The 26,419-nt window shown below is 26.4% G+C and carries 34 protein-coding genes and 4 pseudogenes; 3 read left to right on the forward strand and 35 right to left on the reverse strand.

All coding sequences use genetic code 4. The features are described 5' to 3' along the window. Positions 1-27: 27 nt before the first annotated feature. From ACOBWH_RS05800 to ACOBWH_RS05840, 9 genes and pseudogenes are all read right to left on the reverse strand, one after another. Positions 28-1,136 (reverse strand): IS3 family transposase gene (locus ACOBWH_RS05800; RefSeq protein WP_424525987.1). Its coding sequence is split into 2 segments (ribosomal slippage): positions 28-896 and positions 896-1,136, totalling 1,110 coding nucleotides; the frame shifts between segments, so codons are not numbered across the junction. 76 nt (positions 1,137-1,212) lie between these two features. Continuing rightward, a complete protein-coding gene (locus ACOBWH_RS05805) occupies positions 1,213-3,282 on the reverse strand; it encodes a spiroplasma phage ORF1-like family protein (RefSeq protein ID WP_424525989.1) in 2,070 nt (689 codons plus the stop codon). Beyond that, positions 3,282-3,551 (reverse strand): hypothetical protein, encoded by a 270-nt coding sequence (locus tag ACOBWH_RS05810; RefSeq protein WP_424525991.1) that lies wholly within the window; start codon positions 3,549-3,551, stop codon positions 3,282-3,284. The genes ACOBWH_RS05805 and ACOBWH_RS05810 overlap by 1 nt, the downstream gene beginning before the upstream one ends. Before the next feature lie 11 nt (positions 3,552-3,562). After that, positions 3,563-3,799 carry a hypothetical protein gene (locus ACOBWH_RS05815; RefSeq protein WP_004027616.1) on the reverse strand — a complete coding sequence of 79 codons (237 nt, stop codon included), beginning with the start codon at positions 3,797-3,799 and terminating at the stop codon, positions 3,563-3,565. Further along, positions 3,799-4,218 carry a hypothetical protein gene (locus ACOBWH_RS05820; RefSeq protein ID WP_424525993.1) on the reverse strand — a complete coding sequence of 140 codons (420 nt, stop codon included), beginning with the start codon at positions 4,216-4,218 and terminating at the stop codon, positions 3,799-3,801. The genes ACOBWH_RS05815 and ACOBWH_RS05820 overlap by 1 nt, the downstream gene beginning before the upstream one ends. Continuing rightward, on the reverse strand, positions 4,211-5,224 hold the full coding sequence (locus tag ACOBWH_RS05825; RefSeq protein ID WP_424525995.1) for a hypothetical protein: 1,014 nt from the start codon (positions 5,222-5,224) through the stop codon (positions 4,211-4,213). Before ACOBWH_RS05825 ends, ACOBWH_RS05820 begins: the two co-directional genes overlap by 8 nt. Then, entirely contained in the window at positions 5,224-5,427 is a 204-nt protein-coding gene (locus ACOBWH_RS05830) for a DUF2649 family protein (protein ID WP_424525997.1), read from the reverse strand. The genes ACOBWH_RS05825 and ACOBWH_RS05830 overlap by 1 nt, the downstream gene beginning before the upstream one ends. Positions 5,428-5,579: 152 nt before the next feature. Continuing rightward, positions 5,580-5,741 (reverse strand): annotated as a pseudogene (locus ACOBWH_RS05835) (DUF3627 domain-containing protein); the annotation flags it as partial. A gap of 29 nt (positions 5,742-5,770) precedes the next feature. Next, a pseudogene (locus ACOBWH_RS05840) lies at positions 5,771-6,198 on the reverse strand (transposase); the annotation flags it as partial. A gap of 82 nt (positions 6,199-6,280) precedes the next feature. Here ACOBWH_RS05840 and ACOBWH_RS05845 point away from each other — a divergent pair. Continuing rightward, positions 6,281-7,389 (forward strand): IS3 family transposase gene (locus tag ACOBWH_RS05845; RefSeq protein WP_424525999.1). Its coding sequence is split into 2 segments (ribosomal slippage): positions 6,281-6,521 and positions 6,521-7,389, totalling 1,110 coding nucleotides; the frame shifts between segments, so codons are not numbered across the junction. 383 nt (positions 7,390-7,772) lie between these two features. Here the strand turns inward: ACOBWH_RS05845 and ACOBWH_RS05850 are convergent. The 5 genes from ACOBWH_RS05850 to ACOBWH_RS05870 form a co-directional block, all read right to left on the reverse strand. Next, positions 7,773-8,570: a spiralin lipoprotein gene (locus ACOBWH_RS05850; protein WP_424526001.1), complete on the reverse strand. Its 798-nt coding sequence runs from the start codon at positions 8,568-8,570 to the stop codon at positions 7,773-7,775. Between the two features lie 264 nt (positions 8,571-8,834). Beyond that, the gene (locus ACOBWH_RS05855; protein WP_424526003.1) at positions 8,835-9,449 is read right to left on the reverse strand and encodes a hypothetical protein; all 615 of its coding nucleotides are present in this window, start codon (positions 9,447-9,449) and stop codon (positions 8,835-8,837) included. A 29-nt stretch (positions 9,450-9,478) separates the two neighbouring features. Continuing rightward, positions 9,479-10,369, reverse strand: coding sequence for a translation elongation factor Ts (tsf, locus tag ACOBWH_RS05860; protein ID WP_424526005.1), 891 nt, complete (start codon positions 10,367-10,369; stop codon positions 9,479-9,481). A gap of 68 nt (positions 10,370-10,437) precedes the next feature. Then, complete coding sequence (gene rpsB, locus ACOBWH_RS05865) at positions 10,438-11,574, reverse strand: 30S ribosomal protein S2 (RefSeq protein WP_424526007.1); 1,137 nt, start codon at positions 11,572-11,574, stop codon at positions 10,438-10,440. A gap of 318 nt (positions 11,575-11,892) precedes the next feature. After that, positions 11,893-12,819 (reverse strand): hypothetical protein, encoded by a 927-nt coding sequence (locus tag ACOBWH_RS05870; RefSeq protein WP_424526009.1) that lies wholly within the window; start codon positions 12,817-12,819, stop codon positions 11,893-11,895. 166 nt (positions 12,820-12,985) lie between these two features. Between ACOBWH_RS05870 and ACOBWH_RS05875 the strand changes: the two genes are divergently transcribed. Then, entirely contained in the window at positions 12,986-13,174 is a 189-nt protein-coding gene (locus tag ACOBWH_RS05875) for a hypothetical protein (protein WP_424526011.1), read from the forward strand. Positions 13,175-13,240: 66 nt separating this feature from the next. Here ACOBWH_RS05875 and ACOBWH_RS05880 read toward each other — a convergent pair whose 3' ends face one another. From ACOBWH_RS05880 to ACOBWH_RS05945, 14 genes and pseudogenes are all read right to left on the reverse strand, one after another. Beyond that, a complete protein-coding gene (locus tag ACOBWH_RS05880) occupies positions 13,241-14,131 on the reverse strand; it encodes an IS3 family transposase (RefSeq protein WP_424527427.1) in 891 nt (296 codons plus the stop codon). Then, positions 14,074-14,349: a transposase gene (locus ACOBWH_RS05885; RefSeq protein WP_424526013.1), complete on the reverse strand. Its 276-nt coding sequence runs from the start codon at positions 14,347-14,349 to the stop codon at positions 14,074-14,076. The genes ACOBWH_RS05880 and ACOBWH_RS05885 overlap by 58 nt, the downstream gene beginning before the upstream one ends. Positions 14,350-14,502: 153 nt before the next feature. Next, a pseudogene (locus ACOBWH_RS05890) lies at positions 14,503-15,537 on the reverse strand (spiroplasma phage ORF1-like family protein); the annotation flags it as partial. Between the two features lie 12 nt (positions 15,538-15,549). Further along, the gene (locus tag ACOBWH_RS05895; RefSeq protein WP_424526015.1) at positions 15,550-15,786 is read right to left on the reverse strand and encodes a hypothetical protein; all 237 of its coding nucleotides are present in this window, start codon (positions 15,784-15,786) and stop codon (positions 15,550-15,552) included. Beyond that, positions 15,786-16,187, reverse strand: a complete 402-nt coding sequence (locus ACOBWH_RS05900) for a hypothetical protein (RefSeq protein WP_424526017.1) — start codon at positions 16,185-16,187, stop codon at positions 15,786-15,788. The genes ACOBWH_RS05895 and ACOBWH_RS05900 overlap by 1 nt, the downstream gene beginning before the upstream one ends. Before the next feature lie 2 nt (positions 16,188-16,189). Beyond that, the gene (locus ACOBWH_RS05905; RefSeq protein WP_424526019.1) at positions 16,190-16,633 is read right to left on the reverse strand and encodes a hypothetical protein; all 444 of its coding nucleotides are present in this window, start codon (positions 16,631-16,633) and stop codon (positions 16,190-16,192) included. Positions 16,634-16,642: 9 nt separating this feature from the next. Then, positions 16,643-17,194, reverse strand: a complete 552-nt coding sequence (locus ACOBWH_RS05910) for a hypothetical protein (RefSeq protein WP_424526021.1) — start codon at positions 17,192-17,194, stop codon at positions 16,643-16,645. After that, positions 17,194-17,397, reverse strand: a complete 204-nt coding sequence (locus ACOBWH_RS05915; protein WP_424526023.1) for a DUF2649 family protein — start codon at positions 17,395-17,397, stop codon at positions 17,194-17,196. Before ACOBWH_RS05915 ends, ACOBWH_RS05910 begins: the two co-directional genes overlap by 1 nt. 126 nt (positions 17,398-17,523) lie before the next feature. After that, a pseudogene (locus ACOBWH_RS05920) lies at positions 17,524-17,956 on the reverse strand (DUF3627 domain-containing protein). Positions 17,957-18,128: 172 nt separating this feature from the next. Next, a complete protein-coding gene (locus ACOBWH_RS05925; RefSeq protein ID WP_424526025.1) occupies positions 18,129-18,503 on the reverse strand; it encodes a hypothetical protein in 375 nt (124 codons plus the stop codon). A gap of 2 nt (positions 18,504-18,505) precedes the next feature. Continuing rightward, positions 18,506-19,300, reverse strand: coding sequence for a DNA adenine methylase (locus ACOBWH_RS05930; RefSeq protein WP_424526027.1), 795 nt, complete (start codon positions 19,298-19,300; stop codon positions 18,506-18,508). 537 nt (positions 19,301-19,837) lie between these two features. Next, positions 19,838-20,086 (reverse strand): hypothetical protein, encoded by a 249-nt coding sequence (locus ACOBWH_RS05935; protein ID WP_424526029.1) that lies wholly within the window; start codon positions 20,084-20,086, stop codon positions 19,838-19,840. Then, the gene (locus ACOBWH_RS05940; protein ID WP_424526031.1) at positions 20,086-20,235 is read right to left on the reverse strand and encodes a hypothetical protein; all 150 of its coding nucleotides are present in this window, start codon (positions 20,233-20,235) and stop codon (positions 20,086-20,088) included. The genes ACOBWH_RS05935 and ACOBWH_RS05940 overlap by 1 nt, the downstream gene beginning before the upstream one ends. Before the next feature lie 309 nt (positions 20,236-20,544). Next, a complete protein-coding gene (locus ACOBWH_RS05945) occupies positions 20,545-20,886 on the reverse strand; it encodes a holo-ACP synthase (RefSeq protein WP_070406913.1) in 342 nt (113 codons plus the stop codon). Positions 20,887-20,981: 95 nt separating this feature from the next. Here ACOBWH_RS05945 and rnhC point away from each other — a divergent pair, with 95 nt between their 5' ends. After that, the gene (gene rnhC / locus ACOBWH_RS05950; RefSeq protein ID WP_424526033.1) at positions 20,982-21,869 is read left to right on the forward strand and encodes a ribonuclease HIII; all 888 of its coding nucleotides are present in this window, start codon (positions 20,982-20,984) and stop codon (positions 21,867-21,869) included. 13 nt (positions 21,870-21,882) lie between these two features. Here the strand turns inward: rnhC and ACOBWH_RS05955 are convergent, their stop codons facing one another. From ACOBWH_RS05955 to lspA, 7 genes are all read right to left on the reverse strand, one after another. Next, positions 21,883-22,008, reverse strand: a complete 126-nt coding sequence (locus tag ACOBWH_RS05955; RefSeq protein WP_424526035.1) for a hypothetical protein — start codon at positions 22,006-22,008, stop codon at positions 21,883-21,885. 52 nt (positions 22,009-22,060) lie between these two features. Further along, positions 22,061-22,408: a hypothetical protein gene (locus ACOBWH_RS05960; RefSeq protein ID WP_424526037.1), complete on the reverse strand. Its 348-nt coding sequence runs from the start codon at positions 22,406-22,408 to the stop codon at positions 22,061-22,063. Between the two features lie 122 nt (positions 22,409-22,530). Further along, positions 22,531-22,926: a hypothetical protein gene (locus tag ACOBWH_RS05965; RefSeq protein WP_424526039.1), complete on the reverse strand. Its 396-nt coding sequence runs from the start codon at positions 22,924-22,926 to the stop codon at positions 22,531-22,533. Between the two features lie 123 nt (positions 22,927-23,049). Next, a complete protein-coding gene (locus ACOBWH_RS05970; RefSeq protein WP_424526041.1) occupies positions 23,050-23,547 on the reverse strand; it encodes a deoxycytidylate deaminase in 498 nt (165 codons plus the stop codon). Further along, complete coding sequence (locus ACOBWH_RS05975; RefSeq protein ID WP_424526043.1) at positions 23,535-24,908, reverse strand: rhomboid family intramembrane serine protease; 1,374 nt, start codon at positions 24,906-24,908, stop codon at positions 23,535-23,537. Before ACOBWH_RS05975 ends, ACOBWH_RS05970 begins: the two co-directional genes overlap by 13 nt. A 6-nt stretch (positions 24,909-24,914) precedes the next feature. Continuing rightward, positions 24,915-25,835, reverse strand: a complete 921-nt coding sequence (locus ACOBWH_RS05980) for an RluA family pseudouridine synthase (RefSeq protein WP_424526045.1) — start codon at positions 25,833-25,835, stop codon at positions 24,915-24,917. Continuing rightward, a complete protein-coding gene (lspA, locus tag ACOBWH_RS05985) occupies positions 25,828-26,415 on the reverse strand; it encodes a signal peptidase II (RefSeq protein ID WP_424526047.1) in 588 nt (195 codons plus the stop codon). Before lspA ends, ACOBWH_RS05980 begins: the two co-directional genes overlap by 8 nt. Positions 26,416-26,419 lie beyond the last annotated feature (4 nt).

Consider the following 26,419-nt stretch of genomic DNA (forward strand, 5'->3'; position numbering starts at 1 on the left):
GAATGGCAACACTTTTTAGGACACTTTTTATGTAGACTTCTGATTTCTAAATTCAACTGGAGTTAAGTAATTCAAACTACCATGAATTCGAATATTGTTGTATCAATTAATGAAATTAAATAGTTCCAACTTTAATTGTTCTAAATTTTTAAATTTTCGACCATTAATAAATTCAGTTTTAAAAGCTTTATAGGTTGTTTCAGCTACTGCGTTATCGTAAGGGCAACCTTTTGCACTTAATGATCTTTTAATCTTAAATGTTAATAAAATTTCTTCAATAATTTTATTTTTAAATTCATTACCACGATCTGTATGAAACAACCTAATTTGATTTAGTGGTCATGTTATTTTATAAAATGCCTGCTGAACTAGTTCAGCAGTTTTATTTGTTCCAGCGCTATAGCCAATTACTTCACGGTTAAATAAATCAATTAGTAAGCAAATATAATGTCATTTTGAACCAACTTGAACATAGGTTAAATCGCTCACAATAACTTCATTTTGTCTTTTATTACTAAACTCACGATTTAGAATATTACTAATTTGATCATTATTTACAGGAGATTTATGATTGCGATATTTTAATTTAGTATATTTTGATACTAAATTATTTATTGCCATAATTCTTCTAATTTTTTGTCGAGATAAAATAATGTTCTTTCGTGCTAAAATAATTTTAATTTTTCTAGCACCATAAACTTTATAGCTTTCTTTAAATGCACTGATAACTTCATTTTCATAAATATTAATTTCAGTTTTAGTGATCTTATTAATTTGATAATAATACTTTGATTTTGCTATCTTTAATATTTGACACATTTTCCTCACTGAATATTTGTCTTTATTGTTAGTAATTAATATTACTTTTTGCCGATTATCAGTGCTGCTTGCTTTAAAATATCATTTTCCATTCGTAATTGTTTGTTTTCTTTTCGCAACTGAATAAGTTCATTTTCTTCAACAAAGCGATTGTCTTTAGCTTTAAAAGAACCAGAATTCTCAAATTTTTTTACTCATTGATAAAGAACTGCCTTTGAAATTTTATATTCGTTAACAATTTCAATATTACTTTTACCATTTTTATATAACATTACGATTTGTTTCTTGAATTCATCGGTGTACTGGTTTTTTGCCATTTTTATATTCCTGCTTTCCTAATAATTTTAGCTTATTTTTTACAGTCTACATAAATATGGTCCAAGTTATTGTAACCTATCCAGTTTGATTAAAAAAACTATATATTGTTTGAAATATTTTACCAACTCCACTTGCTAATTCATTAACTTGTTTTACACCAGGAATATTATTAACAATTCAAATTGCTGCATTTCTAATATGACACGCTAAATTATATCAACTACAACTTTCATATTGCGCTTGTCATCATTGGCCATCAGGAAACAATCCACCATTATTTATTTCTTGTCAGTTATAAATACCAAAATTAAAATCATAATAACGATACATATCATTTTCTTTTTGAGCTTGTAATTCAAAGACATTATAACCAATTTTTTGTTCTTCTATTTTCTTGTATTTTAAACCATATTTATCTTTTAAAACACCTTCAAAAATATAACCCTCATTTTGATTAATATTATAATCATTTGCAACTGAAAAATCATAATTAAATACATTACCATAGTTAGTGTTATAAAAACGATTTTTAAATGCTGAATACAATTTAATATCTAACTGATTATATTTATCAGAAAAATAAAAATAACGAGGATAAATTTTAAAACCATTATTAGCTAACAAACCATATTTCTTATTATATCCTTGTACATAAGTATTATTTTCTAAATCAAAAATGGTTCGTAAATAATCTTTATAAAAGTTTTGCGAAACAGTAAACATACTATTTAATATTTTTTCAAATTGATTTTTATTAGTATTTTTTTCATCAATTAAAACATCTCTAAAATTAACTAATTTTAAACCAAAAAAGTTAATTAGAACAGTATCATATTGTAAATTATCAATATAACCACTTTCAATAAAATTACTACGATTTTGAAATACAGGCACCAAAGCATGTGCAAAAAATGCTTTTAAAAACTTATTAATATTAATTTGACCTTTCATCTGCTCAAAAACATATTTGTTAGTATTGGGCGAACTACTTTGATTATAGTTATAAGTTTCAGCACTAAAATTAAAGATATTATCTTTTTCTTTCATAAAAGAAAATAAAAACCCTAAATCATCAGTATACCGATAACTATTTGTATTATTACCATCCCAATATTGTTTAAGATGTGTTAATTCTAAACTACCAGCAACAATATTTTTATATTCATCAATCGTTAAAATCATTCTGTAAATTGATTTTCTAGTTAAAATAATACTAGGTTTTCAATCTAATTTTTCCATATTATTAATAATTTCAAAATCAAAAATTATTCTTTGACTACCCAAATTTGGGTCATCATAATTTGGATTTCCTCCTTGCTGAACTCGCATATTTTCTTGGACAATAGTATCTAAATACTTATTAAAAAAATCTTTAACTTTATTTTGATTTTCAACATTTCAATCTAATATTTCACCTGTATTTGTATTAATTTCGGGTATTTGAGGTTCATTTAAACCATCTCAACGATAAATATTTTTAAAATAATAAAATCGGTCTTCATAACTTAATTCACCTTTTCATTTTATAATTTTTCAACCATTCATAATTCTAACAACTGCAAAATAATTTTTATTATCATGGTTTATATTAATATCTTCTTTATTAATTAACTTTCAATTTTTAAATTTTAAATTAACTTGTTGTAAATTATCAACACCTTTTTCTAATTTATTAATAACTTCCACAGTATTAAAATACTTTGCAAAAGAATAAGAAAAATTAATTAGCTCTTTTAAAAATTGTTTTTTATCAATATCATAAAATTTATCAATATTATACTGTTTAGCATAACTATCTCAATTTTTATATAAATCCATAAACTCATCACTAGGTTTATCAAATGAAATCCCCGTTGAATAACTATCCTTTAAAAAATCTAAATATCATTTATCATTATAAGTTAATGATTGTGATGTTTTTAAAGTTGGATTAATAAAGTAATTTGTTTCTGACCAATTTTCAAAAAAACTACTGCGTAAAAACATTGTATTAATAAAATCAGTTTCATTCATTCCCGTTGTTTGTTGCTTAACAATATAATTTTGCTGATATAATGGTTTAAATGCTGTTAAAGTAATAAAAGGAATAATTAAACCTAAAATACCTAAAATAGATATAGCAAATAAAGATAATGACTTACGCATTATTCTTTACCACCTTTAATTACATCTTTATTAATTTTTTTCTTAATTCATAATATTAAATCAATAATTCCCGCAGCAGTTAAAATTCAAAAAATTATATATCCAATACACATAATTGAAGAAACTGAACCAAATTTACTCAAAAACAATTTAAATTCTTTAATATCAATATAAAGAAAAGGTACAAACATTCCTAAACTAATTATCAAAAAATATAATAATATTTTTCATCATTTTTCTTTTAAAAACTTTAAAATTTTATTTTTCATAAATTCAACTCCTAACTATACAATGTTTTTGAAACAATAAACCCAACTATATATAAACTTGATATAGTTAACATTAAAGGATGAGAAAACAAAATTGCCATTTTGCCAAACAAAGAAAGTAAAAAAGTATCTGAGTTATATAAATCCATAATGATATTTTTTGCTGATGTAAGTTGATTTATAATAACTGTTATAAAACCTGTACCAAAAATAGCGATTGCTGCAACTAATAAAACTAATCTAATCATTATTTATTCACTCTCCGATATCCTTGTTCTCTTGTTTTTGCTTGTTTTACTAAATTTGATAATTGTTGTTTATTACGATTAATTTTAAACTGTTTACGATCTTTAATATGTTTTTGCATACCTTGTTTAGTATCTGAAACTCCACGAGCAGTCGCAGAATAAATACTTGATACACCCGTTTGTACTGTTGACCCTAATTCGTTATATTGTGTTCTTGTGCCGTGAATTGCATAAATAGATAACTTAACAACCATAAAAAAGATAATAAAATAAGCAATCGTTGTATTTGTCATTGGTAATTTTGTATTTCAAATTACATCAAAAATAAACAAAAATACATCAAAAATAAACAAAAATACATCAAAAATAAAACTAAAAATCTTATCTCAATTACTACTTTCTGATAATAAATTAATCATTTTTACCACTTCCTTTTTCTTTTTTAGGTTTTAAATTCTTTTTCAAAATATCAATATCAAACAATTCTAAGCGCTCTTTAACACTCAATTTAGTAATTTCCGACCAATAATATTCTTTATAATTAACTATTTCATCATTTTTTAAATCACGAACAAACTTTAATCATTGACTATCATATTTCTGTGCAAATTCTAACGGAATAATTATCTTAAAAAACCGAATTCCTAACCCAACATCCGACTTATGTTTTGCTCGTTTACCTTCTGCTGTTCGTTCTACTGATTTTGTTTTTCAAATTTCATAATCAGTAATATCTTGAAAAATACCAATTCGCATAATAAAGAAACGATTAAAAAAATTAAATCCTTTTTTAGCAATTGGTTTTTTCAATGAAATAGGAATAATAATACTACTTGCTAATTGTCGGATATTATTTCAAATCATACCCTCACGTTGAGCTGTAAACAAAGCACGATTACCAAAATGTCTTGCTAAAACAATTCACGGAATTTTACCACTATGAACTTTTTTCTCATCGTGCGGACTAGTTCCATCAATATATAAATAACTTTCATCAAATAAAATAACACTATCATCAGGGGGAACTGGTTTTGTTCTATCGGTAAAATCTAAATTTTTAAATGTTAAAACTTTAACTTTATCATCTTCTAACGGATAATTACTATAAATTTTATCTGTTAATAATTTCATAGTTTGTGATAAATAAGTTAAAAGTAAAGTTTTTCCGGTTCCTAATTTACCAATAATAACTGATAACGGATTATCTCAAACAAAACTTACTAACCGAAAAGCATTTAACTGATAAAATATGTTTTTTCAAACTCATCATACAAAATAAACACATTGCAAAGCAAACAATAATCAGAATACTAAACCAGTATAATTTAATGAAATTATTCAAAATAACAAATCAATTAAACTAAACAAAATCATTGAACCACTAATATAACAATAATTTTTTAAGAAAAATATAAACTTTTTCATTACTTAAAATACCCAACTATTTTAAAAATCATTCATAACAAAAACCAAGTTAAAAACAAAATCACAATTCAAACACCAACCATCAAAGTTAAATATTCATTCTGTGTCAAAGTCCAAGTTGTAATAGTTTCAACGTTAGATTTATCAATAAATAAAAATACATGAATAAAAAACTCTTTTAATTTTTCTCAATCTTTTGTCATAATTTAAAAGCTTCACATTTTTTGAATGATTTTAAAAAACATACCAAAAAATAAAGTAATAAATAATACAAAAGATATAACATATAAAAATTCAGGGGCATTTGAACCAACTATGTAACTGACAAATTGAACTCAATAATCATATAAACTCATTAATTTAAATCCTTCAAATCATTAAGCAATTCTTGTTCTTCTTCAACAGTTCAATTTGTTAAATTATTTTTAGTTGTTTTTACTTTTTTAGGTTTATTTCAGAATAATGCTTTATACATAAGATTAAAATAATTTTGTTTATATTGATTATACAAATCAATTTGGAATGGCAACACTTTTAGGACACTTTTTATGTAGACTTCTGATTTCTAAATTCAACTGGAGTTAAGTAATTCAAACTACCATGAATTCGAATATTGTTGTATCAATTAATGAAATTAAATAGTTCCAACTTTAATTGTTCTAAATTTTTAAATTTTCGACCATTAATAAATTCAGTTTTAAAAGCTTTTAGGTTGTTTCAGCTACTGCGTTATCGTAAGGGCAACCTTTTGCACTTAATGATCTTTTAATATTAAATGTTAATAAAATTTCTTCAATAATTTTATTTTTAAATTCATTACCACAATCTGTATGAAACAACCTAATTTGATTTAGTGGTCATGTTATTTTATAAAATGCCTGCTGAACTAGTTCAGCAGTTTTATTTGTTCCAGCGCTATAGCCAATTACTTCACGGTTAAATAAATCAATTAGTAAGCAAATATAATGTCATTGGATAGGTTACAATAACTTGGACCATATTTATGTAGACTGTAAAAAAATAAGCTAAAATTATTAGGAAAGCAGGAATATAAAAATGGCAAAAAACCAGTACACCGATGAATTCAAGAAACAAATCGTAATGTTATATAAAAATGGTAAAAGTAATATTGAAATTGTTAACGAATATAAAATTTCAAAGGCAGTTCTTTATCAATGAGTAAAAAAATTTGAGAATTCTGGTTCTTTTAAAGCAAAAGATAACAGAACACCAGAAGAAAATGAGTTAATTGAACTAAGAAAACGAAATAAGCAACTAGAAATGGAAAATGATATTTTAAAGCAAGCAGCACTGATAATAGGCAAAAAGTAATATTAATTACTAACAATAAAGACAAATATTCAGTGAGGAAAATGTGTCAAATATTAAAAATAGCAAAATCAAAGTATTATTATCAAATTAATAAGAACACTAAAACTGAAATTAATATTTATGAAAATGAAGTTATCAGTGCATTTAAAGAAAGCTATAAAGTTTATGGTGCTAGAAAAATTAAAATTATTTTAGCAAGAAAGAACATTATTTTATCTCGACAAAAAATTAGAAGAATTATGGCAATAAATAATTTAGTATCAAAATATACTAAATTAAAATATCGCAATCATAAATCTCCTGTAAATAATGATCAAATTAGTAATATTCTAAATCGTGAGTTTAGTAATAAAAGACAAAATGAAGTTATTGTGAGCGATTTAACCTATGTTCAAGTTGGTTCAAAATGACATTATATTTGCTTACTAATTGATTTATTTAACCGTGAAGTAATTGGCTATAGCGCTGGAACAAATAAAACTGCTGAACTAGTTCAGCAGGCATTTTATAAAATAACACGACCACTAAATCAAATTAGGTTGTTTCATACAGATCGTGGTAATGAATTTAAAAATAAAATTATTGAAGAAATTTTATTAACATTTAATATTAAAAGATCATTAAGTGCAAAAGGTTGCCCTTACGATAACGCAGTAGCTGAAACAACCTATAAAGCTTTTAAAACTGAATTTATTAATGGTCGAAAATTTAAAAATTTAGAACAATTAAAGTTGGAACTATTTAATTTCATTAATTGATACAACAATATTCAAATTTATGGTAGTTTGAATTACTTAACTCCAGTTGAATTTAGAAATCAGAAGTCTACATAAAAAGTGTCCTAAAAAGTGTTGCCATTCCAATACGATTTATATACTTTTTTAAATAATTTTATTTTCATTTTTACCTCCTTAAATATGCTACGTAAAATAAGGAAATTAATAATTAAATAAAATGTCATCTTATTCAGTCATCTTATTAAATAAATAATATAAAGATAACAAACTGATTAAAATTTGACAACAATGAAAAATAGTATCTAACTTTTAAAATACCTGAAAAAATCCTTATTTTATCGTACGATTGCAAATAAAAAACCGCCCGTTAAGCGGTTTAGGAGGTACCTAATTTGATATTCGGTCGCAAAAAAAATAAAAAAACACTAATTAATTAGTGTTTTTTTATTTTAGTTTAATTAAAAGATGTTTAAAATTTACTAAGATGTAGTAGCTTCAACTTCTACTGTAAATTCAAATGTTCCTGAGATTTTATCACCTTTAGCAGTTACTGTAAACTTAACTGGTTTTGCAGTTGCAAAATTACCTGCTACTCCATCATTTGTGATGTCATAATCTGTTCCTATTGTAACATCGACAGGTACCCCTGCTACTGCTTTAATTGCAGTTGCAACAGGTCCTGTAATCGCTGCATTAGTGTTAAGGGCAGATAAATCAGCTTCTTGAACATCAGCTGGATCTGTTACTGTAATTGTCTGTTCTCCAATTGATGGTGGTGTTGCTCCTGAAATATCAACTGTTGTTGCTTGATCTTCAATTGTAATTTCACTTGAAAATTTAGTTCCTGAAATATATCCTTGTAATTTTTTAGCTAATGCTAAATCGTCATTACTAATGTCTTTGCTTTCTGCTGCTTTGTAAAATTCTTTGATTTGCGCATCAGTTGCTTTTTCAATTGTTAAAGTAAATTTCTTACCTTTGTCTAATGGAAAAGCAGCATCTTTATCAGTAACAACAAAAGCGTGTCCAAATAATTTAAGATTGTCAGTGATTTCTTTCTTTTTAGCGCCATCTGATGCTTTATTACCAACAATTGTGATTACTTTAGTATTTAAAGCAGTTTTATCTGCAGTTCCTAATAAGGCTTTAGCAAAATCTGATGCTTTTAATCCTCCTAAAGTATCTTTTTTGCTATCTCCTTTGTTACATGCAACTACTGTCGTTGCTCCGGTTGCTGTTAACCCGAATGCTCCTAAAATTGCTAGAAGTGTCTTCATTCTTTTTGTTTCCTTTCTGTTCAAGTAGGTTATATAAAAGCAAAAGTAATTATTACAATTAAAAATTGTAATACATAAGAGGAAAGGAACGTTAATTTACTATTAAATAATTTTAATAATACTTTAACTGCTTTCTTATCCTACTGACTTCATTTATGTCTTTCTTAATTTCTTTCCCTTATACCGATAAGAATATCATATTTTTTTAAAAAAGCAATAAATATTTTGCAAAAAAAAAAAAAAAAAGATTTCCAATTAACTTGACTAATCTTTTTTTATTTCTTTTACTTCTTTTGGTGTTGACTCATCAGCTGGTTTTGAAGCTGCTGCTTGTTCACTATCTGACACAAACATCATAATTTCTTGGTTTAATAAGCTAACATTATTAACCATAAATTGTCCAGCTTGACTTGCCAATGAAAAACGAGTTTTTTTCTTACTGCGACTTCCTTCAGTATAATGAATAATTAACTGATTTGTTTTATCATTGCGTTCAACACGACTGATTTTACGAATTAAAATCCGTTCTCCTAAGAAAGCAATTTCTTTTTCATCAATCCCAATTGCAATTGTTTGTAAAAATAAGAAAATGTAAACTCCAACCGCAACTGTTAAAACAAAAGCAATTACAATTACAGCAATTACTGGTGCATTTAATGATGGTTTAATCACAAATTCTAATAAAAAGCCAACAATAACAACTGGTAAATTAATTCCTAACACAGTAAATAAAATAATTAAAATCTTTTTATTTACAAAACGTTCTTTAAATTCTCGTTTTGTAAAACTAATTAAATAACCAATAACTGACAAACTAACAGCAACAAATAAAAATGCTGCCATTGCGATTGCAATTATTGTTCCTTTTTGAGCATCCATTTTATGCCCTCCCTTCTGGCAAAACAGTTCTATTTACGAACCTGTGCCATTACTTCTGTTGCAAAATCAACTTCTTCTTTTTGAATTCCTTCACCAACTTCGTAACGAATCATATCAACGACGCTAACATTATTTGCTTTAATAACATCGCTAACTTTTTGGTCTGGATTAACAACAAAAGTTTGATCAAGGAATGATATTTCGGCTAATTGTTTATTTAAACGCCCTTCAACCATTTTTTCTAAAATATTATCTGGTTTCCCAGCATTTTTAGGATCATTCTTTGCTTCAGTTGTTAAAATTGCTTTTTCACTTACTAAAAAATCGGCTGAAATATCATTTCGTGAAATAAATTGGGGACGCATTGCTGACACATGCATTGCCAATTGTTTCCCAATTGTTTCATCAATTTGCCCCGTAAAAACTAACACCGTTACAATTCGTTGATTAGAATGTAAATAAATTCCTAACGATTGATCTTGTTGTAAATGTAATGTTTTAAAACGACGAAGCGTAATTTTTTCACCAATTGTTGCAATTGCATGAACAATAACTGTCTCTAATGATTCACCATTAACTGATAATTGTAATGCTTCTCCAACTGTTTTTGGATCATTATTTAGTAATGTTTCTCCAACAGTTGCCATTAAGGCTAAAAATTGTTTATTTATTCCAACAAAATCGGTTTCTGAATTAACTTCAAAAACAACTGTTTTATCTCCTTTTGTTACTAAACCAACTAATCCTTCCGCAGCAACACGGTCTGATTTTTTTGCAGCCTTCGTAATTCCTTTTTCGCGCAATCAAGTAATTGCTTTCTCAATGTTCCCATCTGTGGCTTCTAATGCTTTTTTACAGTCTAACATTCCGGCCCCAGTTTTTTCTCTTAATTCTTTCACTAATTGTGCAGTAACTGCCATACTGATTCTCCTTTCAAATTTAATGCTGCTTGTATTGAAACTAATCAGTTAATACAATTCAATTTTTGTTATTTTTTTGCTATTTTGCTATCAATAATTGTTAAATGTTTACCTAAGGCACTAACCATTTCGGCTTTTTTTCCTTTTGGTAATCCAAATAGATTTCCTAAAGTTTCTAATTCATCAACTTTTAATTTTGTTAATGTTTTTTCCAAATCGTTATCAACAACTTTAATTGTATTTAAATCAAAACTTGGTGTTGCAGCAACGGGGGTAACTTTTTCAGCTTTTACTTTTGGTGCTGGTTGTTCATTTGCCATTACTGCTGGAACAACTTTCTCAGTTGTTTGATCAGCGGTAACTCGCGTTGCACTAGCTGTTCCTTCTGGACGTTGATCGCGCGCAGGACTATTACGGTTAAATGAACGACGGTTATCATATTGACAACCACGTGGTCCACGATTGTCATCCCCTTCACGACGAACAAATTCATTTGGTTTAAATTGTGGTTCTGGCATTTTAAGTCCCATTGCATCCCCATATAAATCAGCAATATGATGAGTAATAATTGCGATTGAACGCGAAGTATCATCGTTAGCTGGAATAACATAATCAATTGGATCGGGGTCAACATTTGTATCACAAATTGCAATGACTGGAATTCGTAATTTTCGTGCTTCACGCACAGCAATATGTTCTTCTTTGGGATCCACCACAAATAATGCTTGTGGTAATTCTTTCATTCCTTTAATTCCACCTAAGAATTTTCCCAATTTTTCTTTTTCTTTTTTAATTAACATTTGTTCTTTTTTTGGTAATAATTTTAATTCACCATTTTTTTCTTGACGTTCAATGTTTCATAAACGTTTTACTCGTAAATGAATTGTTTTTAAATTAGTTAATGTTCCGCCTAATCAACGTTGATTAACATAAAAACATTCACAACATTCTGCGGCGTCTTTTACAATTCATTTTGCTTGTTTTTTTGTTCCAACAAATAAAATCTTTCCTTTACGCGCTGCAATTGTTGTCATTAATTTTTTAACATCTTCTAATCGTCATAATGTTTGTTGCAAATCAATAATATGAATCTTATTTTTTTCCCCATAAATATATGGTTTCATTTTCGGATTTCATCTTTTTGTTTGGTGCCCAAATTGCGCACCAGATTCTCATAACATTTCTCTTGTTAATTCTTTTGCCATATTTCTATTAAATTCTCCTTTTCGTTAAGACTTCCATTTATTTCTAACATTTACCACTATCTTATTAAAATAAATAGCACTGGGCAAATGAATCCATAAATGTGTGTTGTATACCATTAATTTTTATTGAATACAAACACTAAAATTATAACATACTTTATTTTAATCAAGCAAATAAAAAAGGCTTTTTATCCAAGATAAAAAGCCTTTTTAGCTGTTCATTTTATAAAATTATCATTTAAATTAAAAATTGTTTGTTTTTCAAATTTAATAATTTTTTCAGTAGTAAATAAGTAATTCAAAAATAACAATCATTTCTTAATTCAACATTTTTAATTTCCAATTATTGGGATTAATCTCTTCTTTCGAAGGGTTATTTAAGGTTAAATTACGATTAAGTTGCTGTAACATTAAAACTTCAATCAAATCTAAGTCCCGTTCTTGGTAACTTTCGTCATTGTTATTAGCAAAAAACTGACAAATATAAAGCATTAAAACAAATCAAACAAATAAATCAACAATTAAGGTTGCCACTGATCAAATTTGTTGTAATAATTGACGAATCTTAATATTATCATCAAAGACAAACGGTAACGATATTTTTGTTGAATTATTAAGTAAACTAAATAAAACTAAAATTGTTACAAACCGAATAATATTACTTTTTTCATCCTGACGTGTTAAAAAACCACATAATTGTAAAATAACAACAAAAAGTAAAATTACTAAGAAAGTGAATAAAACAAATAACTCTTTATCATAACGAACATTGATATTATTTAAATTATTAACAATAACCGGACCAATAATAATAAACGGCGAAGCGTAAACAACATATAATAGAATCGATACTAAACGCCGGTTGTTAAAAATCATTGCTAACGCAATCGTCAACTGCACGTATGAATACCCTGTTAGCAAAGTTCGATAATAACTTGGATCAATTGAATAATCGGGAACTAACACTAAATTTCAAATAATACTGCTAAAGAAAAAAACACTAATTCCCCCAATTATTACCCCAAAATTTAATAACCCATGCGAGGCCCTAATCTTTTTACTCTTATAATGAAGAAATGTTCATGATGAAAGAATTGTAAACAAGAAAAAGGCCGCAAAAATAAACATTCATAAGAAAAATTTAAAAACACCATCATCAGCATATCTATTATTAAGAATTCATTCTCGTAGAAGCGAATTATCTAAATAATCTTTAAATATAATATCATCAAATGAATAATACATTTCTGGTCCCTCCTTTGCAAAACAAACTTATCCATTTTTATTATACACTCCTTTTATTAAAATGTAAATTGTAAATGCAAGTGCAACAAATCTATTAATTAAATAATAGCATAAAAAAATTAAATATATTTAATAAATTTTTGCTTTTAAAGAGGAGACAATAAAAATGATATTCAATTTAACTAAATATAATACATTAATAGAGAATGCAAATGATTTTCTAGAAGCAGCATTAAGATGCTGTTTTAATGATTCAATTAAATTAAAAAAGTATCCAATATATGATGGTTTTTTAGAACAACTGGCAAAATCAATCAAAAAATATAATACTGAATTAATTAATTTTAATGAATAATAGATAACAAAAAACATATGTTAAATATTTTTTCAATTGGAATGGCAAGGGTTTTTTGGACAAATTTTATATAGAGTAAAGATTTTTATATTGGATTGGTGATAAATAATTTAATTTGCTATGAATACGAGTATTATTATATCAATTAACATAATCAAATAATTCTAATTTAAATTCTTCAATACTTTTAAATTTTTTATTTTTGACTAATTCAGTTTTTAAAATTTTATAAGTAGATTCAGCTACTGCATTGTCATAAGGATATCCAGGTTTACTATAAGATTTTTGTACATTGTTCTTAGTCAAAAGTTTATAAATAGTACTATTGTTAAATTCACTTCCTTGGTCAGTATGAAATATTTTAATATTTTCTAAAGAAAAATTAAGTTTGTTAAAAGTACTTTCAACTAATTTTGCATCTTTATGAGAACTAACATCATAGCTAATAATTTCACGATTAAACAAATCAATCAATAAACATACATAATATCATTGATTATTAATTCAAACATAAGTTAAATCACTGACAACAACTTCATGTAATTTATAATTATCAAAATCTTGATTTAACAAATTATTATATTTGTAAGTGATATCTTTGTTATTATGATGTTTATATTTAATTTTTGTATAATTTGAAATTAAATTATATTTTTGCATTATTTGACTAATTTTTATTCGTGACAATATAATATTTTGTTGTGCTAACATAACTTTAATTTTTCTTGTACCATAGTTTTTTCTACTTTTTAAGAAAATACTGATAATAGTATTATCAATATGTTGGGCTTGACTAAGTTTATTTGATTTTAATTGATAATAAAATGTTGATCTAGCAACTTTTAGTGTTTTACATAAATTAGTAATTTTATACTTTTCTTTGTTATTTTTTATAATTACTATTTTTTGCCGATTATCAGTGCTGCTTGCTTTAAAATATCATTTTCCATTCGTAATTGTTTGTTTTCTTTTCGCAACTGAATAAGTTCATTTTCTTCAACAAAGCGATTGTCTTTAGCTTTAAATGATCCTGAATTGTTAAATTCATGCACTCATTTTCAAACAGTGGATTTACCAATTTGATAGTCATTAGATAATTGGCCAGATGTTTTGCCTGATTTATAAAGACCAACAATTTGTTGTTTAAATTCATCGGTATAATGATTCTTTGCCATATAATTACACCTCCATTGTAACTTAATTATAATCTTTTACTCTACATTATTGTTGTCCAATTTATCTTAACCCATCCAAAATATATTTGTTATTGTACTATATAATGCTGGACTAAATTTTCACACCTCAAATGTTTGATTAAAAAAACTATATATAATATTTTTCTTTTCATCAATCGTTAAAATCATCCGATAAATTGATTTTTTAGTTAAAATAATACCAGTACTAGTTTTATCTAAATTATTAATAATTTCAAAATCAAAAATTATTCTTTGACTACCTAAATTTGGATCATCATAATCTGGATTACCCCCTTGTTGAACTCGAATATTTTCTTGCACAATAGCATTAATATATTTTAATAAAAAAGAGCGCGTATTTTGATACTGATTGTCAATATAAAAGATTACTTTACCAGTATCTTTATCAGCTGTTGGTGTCTCAGGTTCATTATTTTGATTTCACATATAAAATTTAGGTTTATATTTAGAATGATTGGCCAATATTAAATTATTTAAAACTTTTAATCTAGTTGCATATCCTTCTCATATAATATCAATTTTAATAATTCTTCAAATATTTTCTTCACCATCATCTAAAATAACAACAGCTCATTTTTGATCTAAATTTAAAAATTCTTCTTGATTAATTAAACTTCAATTTTGAAACATTAACTTAACAATTTGTAAATTATCAACACTTTTTTCTAATTTATTAATAACTTCAACAGTATTAAAATACTTAGAAAAAAAATAAGAAAAATTAGTTAATTCTTTTAAAAATTGTTTTTTATCAACATCATAAAACTTATCAATGTTATATTATTTAGCATAAGTATCTCAATTTTTATATAAATCTATAAACTCATCACTAGGCTTATCGAATGAAATTCCAGTAGAATAACTATCTTTTAAAAAATCTAAATATCATTTATCATTATAAATTAATGATTGTGATGTTTTTAATGTTGGATTAATAAAATAATTTGTTTCTGACCAATTTTCAAAAAAACTACTGCGTAAAAACATTGTATTAATTAAATCAGTTTCATTCATTCCCGTTGTTTGTTGATTAACAGTATAATTTTGCTGATTTAATGGTTTAAAAGCCGTTAAAGTGATAAAAGGAATCACTAAACTTAAAATAACTAAAATAAATATTGAAAATAAAGATATTGTCTTTTTCATATTTAATGACTCCTAACTATACAATGTTTTTGAAACAATAAAAGCAAGAATATATAAACTTGATATTGCAAGCATTAACGGGTGAGAAAATAAGATTGCCATTTTGCCAAACAACGAAAGTAACCAGGTATCTGAATTGTATAAATCCATAATAATATTTTTTGCTGATGTTAATTGATTAATAATAACTGTTATAAAACCTGTACCAAAAATAGCGATTGCTGCAACTAATAAAACTAATCTAATCATTATTTATTCACTCTCCGGTATCCTTGTTCTCTCGTTTTTGCTTGTTTAGCTAAACTTGATAATTGTTGTTTATTACGATTAATTTTAAATTGTTTACGTTTTTTAACATGTTTTTGTATACCTTGTTTAGTATCTGAAACTCCACGAGCTGTTGCAGAATATAATTTTGATGTACTATTTTTAACAGTTGAACCTAATTCATTATATTGTGTCGATGTACCATGTATTGCATAAATTGATAATTTAATAACCATAAAAAAGATTATAAAATAAACAATCGTTGTATTCGTCATTGGCAATTTAGTATTTCAAATTACATCAAAAATAAACAAAAATCTATCAAAAATAAAACTAAAAATCTTGTCTCAATTACTATTATTTTCAGCTAATAAATTAATCATTTTTATCACTTCCTTTTTTCTTTTTTAGGTTTTAAATTTTTCTTTAAAATATCAATGTCTAATAACTCTAAACGTTCTTTTATTGTTAAATCTTTAAGTTGGGTTCAATAATACTCTTTAGTAACAGGAACATCATCATTTTTTAAATCACGAACAAATGATAATCATTTACTTTCATATTTTTGGGCTATTTCTAATGGAATAATTATTTTGAAAAACCGAATTCCTAATCCAACATCAGATCTATGTTTTGCTCGTTTACCTTCTGCTGTTCGTTCTACTGATTTTGTTTTTCAAATTTCATAATCAGTAATATCTTGAAAAATGCCAATTCGCATAATAAAGAAACGATTAAAAAAATTAAATCCTTTTTTAGCAATCGGTTTTTTCAATGAAATAGGAATAATAATACCACTTGCTAATTGACGAATATTATTCCAAAGCATACCTTCACGTTAAGCTGGAAATAAAGCACGGTGTCCAAAATGTCTAGCTAACACAATTCAAGGAATTTTGCCACGGTGAGTTACTTTTTCATCATGAGGGCTTGTACCATCGATATATAAAAAACTTTCATCAAACAAAATTAAACTATCATCTGGGGGAACTGGTTTTGTTCTATCTGTAAAGTCTAAATTTTTAAATGTTAAAACTTTAACTTTATCATCTTCTAATGGATAATTACTATAAATTTTATCTGTTAATAATTTCATTGTTTCTGACAAATAAGTCAAAAGTAATGTTTTACCTGTTCCTAATTTACCAATAATAACTGACAAAGGGTTATCTCAAACAAAATTAACTAACCTAAACGCATTTAACTGATAAAAAATATTTTTTCATAATCACCAAACAAAATAAACACATTGCAAAACAAACAATAATCAGAATACTAAACCAGTATAATTTAATGAAATTATTCAAAATAACAAATCAATTAAACTAAACAAAATCATTGAACCGCTAATATAACAATAATTTTTTAAGAAAAATATAAACTTTTTCATTACTTAAAATACCCAACTATTTTAAAAATCATTCACAATAAAAACCAAGTTAAAAATAAAATAACAATTCAAATGCCAATCATAAGAGTTAAATATTCATTTTGAGTCAAAGTTCAAGTTGTAATACTTTCAACATTAGATTTATCAATAAATAAAAATACATGAATAAAAAACTCTTTTAATTTTTCTCAATATTTTGCCATAATTTAAAAACTTCACATTTTTTGAATGATTTTAAAAAACATACCAAAAAATAAAACTATAAATAATACAAAAGATACAACATATAAAAATTCAGGAGCATTAGAACCAATAATATAACTTACAATTTAATTTAAATCTTTCAAATCATTAATCAATTCTTGTTCTTTTTCAACAGTTCAATTTGTTAAATTATTTTTAGTTGTTTTTACTTTTTGGGGTTAACCAAGGGAATAATGCTTTTTTCATTTGTGTAAAATAATTTTGTTTATATTGATTATACAAATCAATTAATTCTCTTTCAGTTAAATATTTTCACACATAACGTCTTAAATTTTCATTATATTTCAGAATAGGATAAGAATTATCATAAATCAAACCAATAGCAGCTTGATCAGAATGTTTTTCACTCGGATAAATAAACTTATTACTTAGTCAAAAACCAATATGACGATTATGATTAGGTAAATTTATAAAACTTGCTTTATCTGTTCTAAAAACTATAAATTCTCTTCGAATAAAATAATTTTCTACGTTAATATTCTTCTTATAAAAACTCATAAAAACACCTTACTTTCATACATATAACTCGTTTTTACTAGTATCAATACCGGCAAACCATTTACTTTCAATTATTCTGCGAAAAGATTGAAAACCGTTATAACCAATAAATCATTGTATAACAATAACTTTTATAATATTATATTTACACAATGCCGGATTAGAACCACTTTTATAGATTGGCTTCTGATACATTACTCAAATCAACTCGCTTTCTATTACATTTCATTGAACAAACATTTAACTTAAAATATAAACTACCAACAAATTTTTTATTCAAAATAGAATGACAAATTTGACATTTACGTTTAATAAAAAATATTCAAATTCCTAACATTATTTTTTTCCTTTCTCTTAATTTTTGATGAAAAATTCAATGACAATTATCACAATATTCTTTTTGATATTTTAAATCAGTATCACCACAATTATTTAAAAAACATATTTCAATATCTTCATCAATTAAAATTTTGTTACATAAAGTGCATAAAGCAATTCCTTTTGGACTCGAAATATGATTATAAAAATATGTTTTAACAACTGTCATAATTAATCACACTCCTTAAAATTTGTAATAATTAGTTCTTGACCAAGTTTTGGTTTTCTATTATGACAATTAGTAGAACTATATACTCATTGAAATTCATTAATATTAAATTCTTTAAACAAGTCTTTAATAAATTCAGAATTATCAATACTTAAAATTCATTTACCTTTAATCTTTAAAATATTATCTTTTAGTTCATAAAAGTTCATTTTTGAATGTTTATAAACTTTTCCTTTATTGTAAAAATATGGTGGATCTAAATATCAAACAATATTTTTATCCATATAATATTTATTAATAATATTTTTATAGTCCAAATTATAAAACTCAATATTATTTTTAGGATCAACTAATAGTTTTCTAACATTTTGAATTCTCAATAATTTATTAACATTAAAATTTTGTTGTAATCTTTTATCTGTTCAAGTTCCTCATTCTTTACCATTAAATGTTAATGCGTTCTTAATTAAAAATTCTTCACCAAAATTTAAACAATAATCATCAAACATTTTTTCTTTCAATTCATTAATACTTTTTGAATTAGGATATGCTAATTTTTCCAAATAATCTAATTGAATTGAATGAATGCCATATTGTCAAAATTCAATTAAACCAGTATGCAAATCATTAAAAACTACTTTACTACATAATTTTTGATCTAAAATATTTAAACCTACTGAAGCACCACCACAAAATAAATCTATAAATTTATAAAATTTACCCGGTAATAATACTTTAATTTTATCAAAATGTTTAGCTTTTCCACCAAGTCAAGATAACGGACTAATAAATTTCATAATCTATTTAGTAATTTTACTTTCTAATTCGTTATTTTGGATTTTTTTTAATTGTTCATATACAATTTTTAAAATATCATGTGCGCTATTATTTAGGTCACTTTGTAAAATCATTTCCGCATATTTGCTTTATTTGTGATATTTGTTTAACAATACTGTTAATTTCTTTTTGACACAATAGTATATAATTTTGGTCTTTTTCGTAAAATGCTTTAATTTTTAATAAAATATCTTTAACATATTTTGGTTTATATGGCGCTAACCCGGGCATTTTAAAATATTGTAATTCTTTTTATAAATATTTCAATAATTCTCCTTTTTAAAACATTTATGTTACTGTAATAACCAATGTTGTATTAATGTAACTTAGTATTGTTAAATAAACAATGTAATAAAAAAACAAAAATACAAAATTGGCACACTGAAAATAACTATTAACAACGTTAATAGAAAATATAAAATTAAAATTAATAAATCAAATAACAAAGCTAGTGTGCCATAGAAACAGCTAAGATATATGATCGATTATAATAAATATTAAAATCCTTTAACCATAACACGAAAAAAATTTAATATTTTAATAATTACTCAAATTCCAAATGGAATCAAAATAATTCATGCATCACCTAAAAAAGTCATTAATTGTGGTAATACAGCATAAACAGCATCTTTAACTTTCATCATTGCATTACCCAATCCAGTTCAAATAGAATCCATTCCACCTGAAATAGTAGAAGTATCTGCAGCTAGAAAATTAATAGCTGTTGTTAAATACATACCTAACATTATTCTTTATCCTCCTTATTTTTAATTTGTTTTTTATCTTTTTTCTTTCCTTGAATTTGACGAATTTTTTGATAAATCGATAAACTAATTCAAGCAAGAATTCCTAAAATAATAACAATACTAAATATTCATGTTAACCAGACTGTCATAACTTAATTCCTCCTAGAAATTTAGCTTGCGCGGCACGCTTCGCGTGTTCGCTACGCTCAAAATAAACAATATTGAATAAATTACCGCTAATAAATTACGCGGATAATTTATTCATTTTCTTTTACATTATTAGTTACTAGCTTATTAACAGTATTAATAACATTATCTTTTCCATACTTAGTTACTAAGGACCGCAAAATAAAATAATGTTTTCTTTCCATTAAAAAATCAACTCCTTTCTGAGTTGATTTGTTGCGCTTCATATTACAGTTTACAAAAAAAAAAAAAAAAAGTTTTTATAAAAACTGTTAATATGTTGACCAAATCGCAATTCCAACACTATAATCACGTTCATGACTAAGTGAAACATGAACAATGTCATTTTCTTCTAAGGTAATTCCTTCAACATGTAATTTATTATCATCTTTTAACTTAATTGTTACTTCATTTAAAATTAACTTTATTTCCAAGGCTTTAATTAATGCTTCTTTCGCTGCTCAACGACCAGCTAAAAACTGACGCTGACGTTCTTTATCAAACAATGTTTCATATTCTTTTAATTCAATTGCACTCAATAATTTTTGGCTTAGTTCTGCTGATGGTTTAATTCGTTTATTTTGAATAATATCAATCCCAACATTCTTTATCATCCTTAATGCTCTCCTCTTCTTAACTTAGTAATATTTTAACAAATTCAACAAAAAAACGATATAATATTAAAGAAAGAAATAACGGGGACAATCATATGAACAATGTTAGTTTTAAAAAAGTTGATCCAAAAATTATTACAGAAATTATTAATACTTATCAAATTTATAAAATCAATAATACTGACCCCAATAAGGTTAATGTTTTTAATAAAAATGGCATTACAATTACCATTTATAAAACAAATAGTGTATTATTTCAAGGTTATCATGCCGATAAAGAAGCCGCAAAATTTTTTATCATCCCAGCAACCCGCATTATTAACCCTTGTCAACCAACATCTTACTTTAAAACAGATGTTATTGGAAATGATGAGGTTGGTGTTGGCGATGTTTTTGGTCCGCTCGTTGTTACGGCTAGTTATTTACCGCCCGCAACTTTTGATAAATTAAGAGCTTTGCCAATTAAAGATAGCAAGAAAATGACAACCGAGCAAATTATGACATTAGCCCCAATTATTAAAAAACTGGTCCATGCTGTTACAATTGTTATTGATAATAACCAATATAATCAATGATATACCCAATATCAAAATGCCCATGTGATTAAAGCTTTAGCTCATAATCAAGCCTTAGTCCAATTATTAGCAACTTATCAATTAACAAATAAAACCATTTTTATTGATCAATTTGTTAATGCTGTTAAATATTTTGAATATTTGTCAAAAATAACCCCCGTTATTAAAGATAATGTCATTTTTATTACCAAAGGAGAAGAAAAAACTTTAGCAATTGCTTGTAGTGCTATTCTTAGCCGTGCTGCCTTCTTAACAGCCATTAAGAATCTTGAAACAAAATATCATCTTGCTTTTCCGTTGGGAGCAAATGAAAAAGTTAAAGCTTTAGCACAAAAATACAAAGCAACCAAACCTCTTAGTGATTATCAACATTTTTTAAAAATCCATTTTAACTTAACAGCAAAATAATCCTTGCCAAGGATTATTTTTCATCTTCAGCTAAACGAAGCATTTCATCAGGAATACTTTTACTTTTTAATTTCAGCGGTTTATGATGGGTTGCTAAATAAGTATCTAAATCACTTTTTGAATACTTGTGATTATTCAAACACAAGGTCGCAATTACAATATCAAAGATTGGCCCGGCAATTCAAATCCAATTAAAACAGACTAAGGCGATGGAACAAAACCCAACCACAATCAGTATAATTTAAAATTTTTGACCAAACATTTCGTAAAACATAATATAGAATTGAAAAAATAATGTTAAATATTCCAACGACAATTGCTAAAATCATCGCAATTTTTCCCTTATGATCTAATTGGCGATATTGTTTAATGTTCAACATAATTTTAATTTCATCAACTTTAGTAATATTATTTTCTTTAATTTGTTTACGAAAATAAAATAAGTTATTAATCCAAATAAAAAAAATATTGAAACGAAGTACATAACGTAAAAATAAGCACCGTACCAACCGCCAACATTGGAAAACCATTTGTAGCATAGAAATTTAAAAAGAAATATGGAAATAAGGTATTATCTGGTTGCTGGTCAACATGGCGAATATAACCACGAATTAAAACACAAATTAAGTATAATAACGGATATAAACAAATTAATCAGTAATTAGCTTCATGATGCGTTTCAAATTTGTAAAAAAGTATCACCAGCAGTAACAATATAACTTAAAAGCATTGCCACCGGAATAATTGTGTGTAAAATAAAAGTTGAAATTCATTCATAAACACTCATATTTTTAACAAGATTACCTTGCACAAATAATCCAAACCAAAAGACTAGCATTGTCATTGTAATATAAACTGTCACCATTAAGCGAATAATAAAATCAGGCTTGGTGTTTTTAAATTTCTTTTGAAATAAATAAAAAACAAAATAAACAAAAACAAGATAATTTGATTGAGTTGTAAAATAAGCATAATAGTGACTTAACCGTTCCCCATATGATGGTAACTGGCCATAAATACCACTGTTTGTTTTTAAAACTAAAATAAAATCACACACTAAAAAAATAAAAATTAGCATAATGCCAATAATTCGATAAATAAATAACTTTTAATCGGTAAAATATTTTTTCATTATGAACAACCTTCCTAATTAACATTTAATAAGAAAATGGTTTGATATTTATTGTGTTTGCCGAGTTACAATGACATTAATAACTGGTAACGAACGATAACTAACGTGCGCTTGGTCAAACATTCGTTTTGCTGCTTTGTTATCATCACTACCAACGTATTTATCATCATCATAAATGATTTCCTTAATTCCTGCTTGAATGATAATTTTAGCACATTCGGCACAAGGAAATAAGGTTGTATAAATTCGACAATTTTCTAAGTTCGTACGAGCACTTAAAATCGCATTTAATTCGGCATGCGCAACATAAGGATATTTTGTATCCAAATATTCTCCGTCTCGTGCTCAGGGAAATTCATCATCATTTAAACCGCGGGGTAAACCATTATAACCCGTGGCAATAATTTGACCAATTTGATTAACAACACAACTACCAACTTGCGTATGCGGGTCTTTACTACGCATCGCACAAACATGCGCCACACTCAAGAAAAAGTCATCTCATGATAAGTAATCAGAGCGTTTCTTCCTTGTTAACGGTGCCATAAAACCATTCCAAACAAGTTAATGGCATCCTTCATTGGTTGTTGATTTGATAACAAGAAGTTTGGTCAATGATTTTTTGGATAAAAATAATAACTTCCCAGCATATCTTCTATGCTGCCCTTACTTACTAACCCGGCTCGTCAATAACTCATTAAAGCATCAATGACATCACCATTATATGGTGGAACATAACGTTGTCATGCTAAAGTAACAGCAACAACAGTGATCATGGCTGTAACAACCAAAACAGGATATAACATTGTTCAATTTATCCGGTTTGTCCGATTAAATTCTAAACAATAACCAATGGCACTACCGGCAAAAAAACCAACTAGGTTGATTAAATAATATGAATAACCTAAAAATAATGGCATTAATAACAATCAAACAATAATAATTAATGTCCGTTGGTTTGCAATTAAAGCTCCCAAATCATCTTTTCCATAATTATAACTAAATAAACTACCCCATAAAATTGCTAATAAAATGGTTGATCCCCCAAAGATTCAATTTGGTAACACCGCTGCTAAAAATAAGCCCACTAACGGAACACCAAAGATTAAAATAATAATTAACCGCCATCGTCCTAATAACGCTTCAGCATAACGCGCAACACTAAAAATCATAAATAAGTTTAAAACAACTAATAATGGATTAGAAGAAAATAAAATATAAGTTCATAATCTTCACCATTGATTATTTCAAATTAATAAATCACGCGTAATTCCTCCGTAAACAAGCGAAGTTGCATTTTCACTTAAATCTTTGGTATTAAAAATTTGCGCCCCAAAAAAGATTCCAACGATTGGAATAATTAATAATAACGCAACTAAAACTCATGTCACACCTAAATTATTAACACTTAACTTTTCACTTAACTGTTTTAAGTTTTTTGTTAATTTACTATTTGGATCTTTCATCCCATCTAAGATTTCTTCTGGTGACATCTCCGCCATTGAATTACCATCATTGTTATCTTCTAACATTGAAATTTTTGGATAATAATTGCTTAATCGATCAAGATAATTATGACTATCAACAAATAAAACAACATCACCATTATCTTCTTTATAAACCTGCGAGCGATTTTCAATTAAAATAATTGATAAAATAGAAAGTTTTACTCGTTGAAATTTTTTATTTAAAAAAGTTCTTAAATCTTTTACAACTTCATCAACAATAACATAATCTTTAAATTCACCACTAAAATCATCAATAATTTTAATGATTTGAAATTCTTTACTATCAACTTTATATAAATAAACATTGTTATTACCTTGGGGTTTATTTTTATAAACATTGTATTTTTCTTGTTTAAGAAAATAATCAACCAATGATAACTTGTCTTTATCAAAACTCATTGTTTCCTATCCTTTCGCGCGTAATGCTGCTAATTTATTTTCAAACTCCAATGGTAATGCTGCTGATACCGTAATTGGAAGTTTTGTAATTGGATGCATAAAAGTTAACTGATACGCATGCAAATATTGTCCAAATGATTCCTTTTTATCAGCAACCGTTCCATATAACGGGTCACTAACAACCGGATGATTAATATACTTTAAATGCGCTCGAATTTGATGCGTGCGACCAGTTTCTAACTCACACTCTATATAAGTATAATCATTAAAGCGCTCAATTACAAGAATATTAGTCACTGCTTTTTTAGAATTTTTTGCCGTAACAACCATTTTCTTTCGTTCTTGTGGATCACGACCAATTGGAGCATCAATCTTTGCTCGATTCTCAACAATATTACCATGTACTAATGCTAAATAACGCCGTTGTAATTGTTTTGTTTGAATTTGTTCTTGTAATTGTTGATGAATAAAATCATTTTTAGCAATAATTAACGTTCCCGTCGTTTGTCGATCAATTCGGTGAACGATTCCTGGTCGTAGTTCACCACTAACAGTTGATCAATCTTTACTTCGTGCCATTAAAGCATTAACTAACGTATCATTCAAATGACCTGGCGCTGGATGAACAACTAAATTATTTGGTTTATCAATCACCAATATTACATCATCTTCATACAACACCGTTAATGGCATTGCCATTGGTGTTAACTTTGTTGTTGCTGGTTCTGGTAAAGTAACCATCATTATATCACCAATTTGGACAGTATAATTTTGGTGAACAAGTTGGTCATTAACTTGCACTTGGTCTTGGGTTATTAATTCCTGAATTTTTGTTCGTGATAAGGGCGTTGCTGTTGTGGCAAAATGAGCAACTAAAATCTTATCAATACGACCACTTGCTGCTGAAACAAAAGTAATTTTAGTCATTAATAGTATTACTTTCTTCCCGGTTACTTCGCGCACGATTATGATAAAAACGCACAATTTCAACGATAATTGCTAACACTAGAACAACAACCCCAAACGTTACTCAAGTATCTGATAAATTAAAAATACTATACGGTGGAAAGAGAATTCACGCTAAAAAGTCAACAACTCCCCCCTGGTTTCACATTCGATCGATTAAGTTTCCAACACCACCACATGTAATCATAATTAAACCAATCGCTGCTGTTTTATTATTAATATATAAAAAAACAGTAAAAGCTAACATCGTAATTAAGACCGCCCCAATAATTGTCGCCACTAAATTATCAGCATTCGCTCCGAAAGCAATTCCTTTGTTAACAACAAACTTAAAATTAATAAAGCCATCAAGAAACTTAACTTCTGGTGCATAAGGATCATGGGATAATAAATGAAAGGCCAATTGCTTCGTAATAATATCTAAAATTAATAAACCAATAAAAATTGGTAAGCAAACTTGGAGCTTAAATTTTCAAATATAATTTCGACTTTTAAAATGTTCATGGACATCACGTCAAAATTGCTTTGTACGTTCTCTCATTTTT

This window comes from Spiroplasma endosymbiont of Glossina fuscipes fuscipes (genome assembly GCF_049669535.1).
Classification (GTDB): Bacteria; Bacillota_I; Bacilli_A; order Mycoplasmatales; family Mycoplasmataceae; genus Spiroplasma.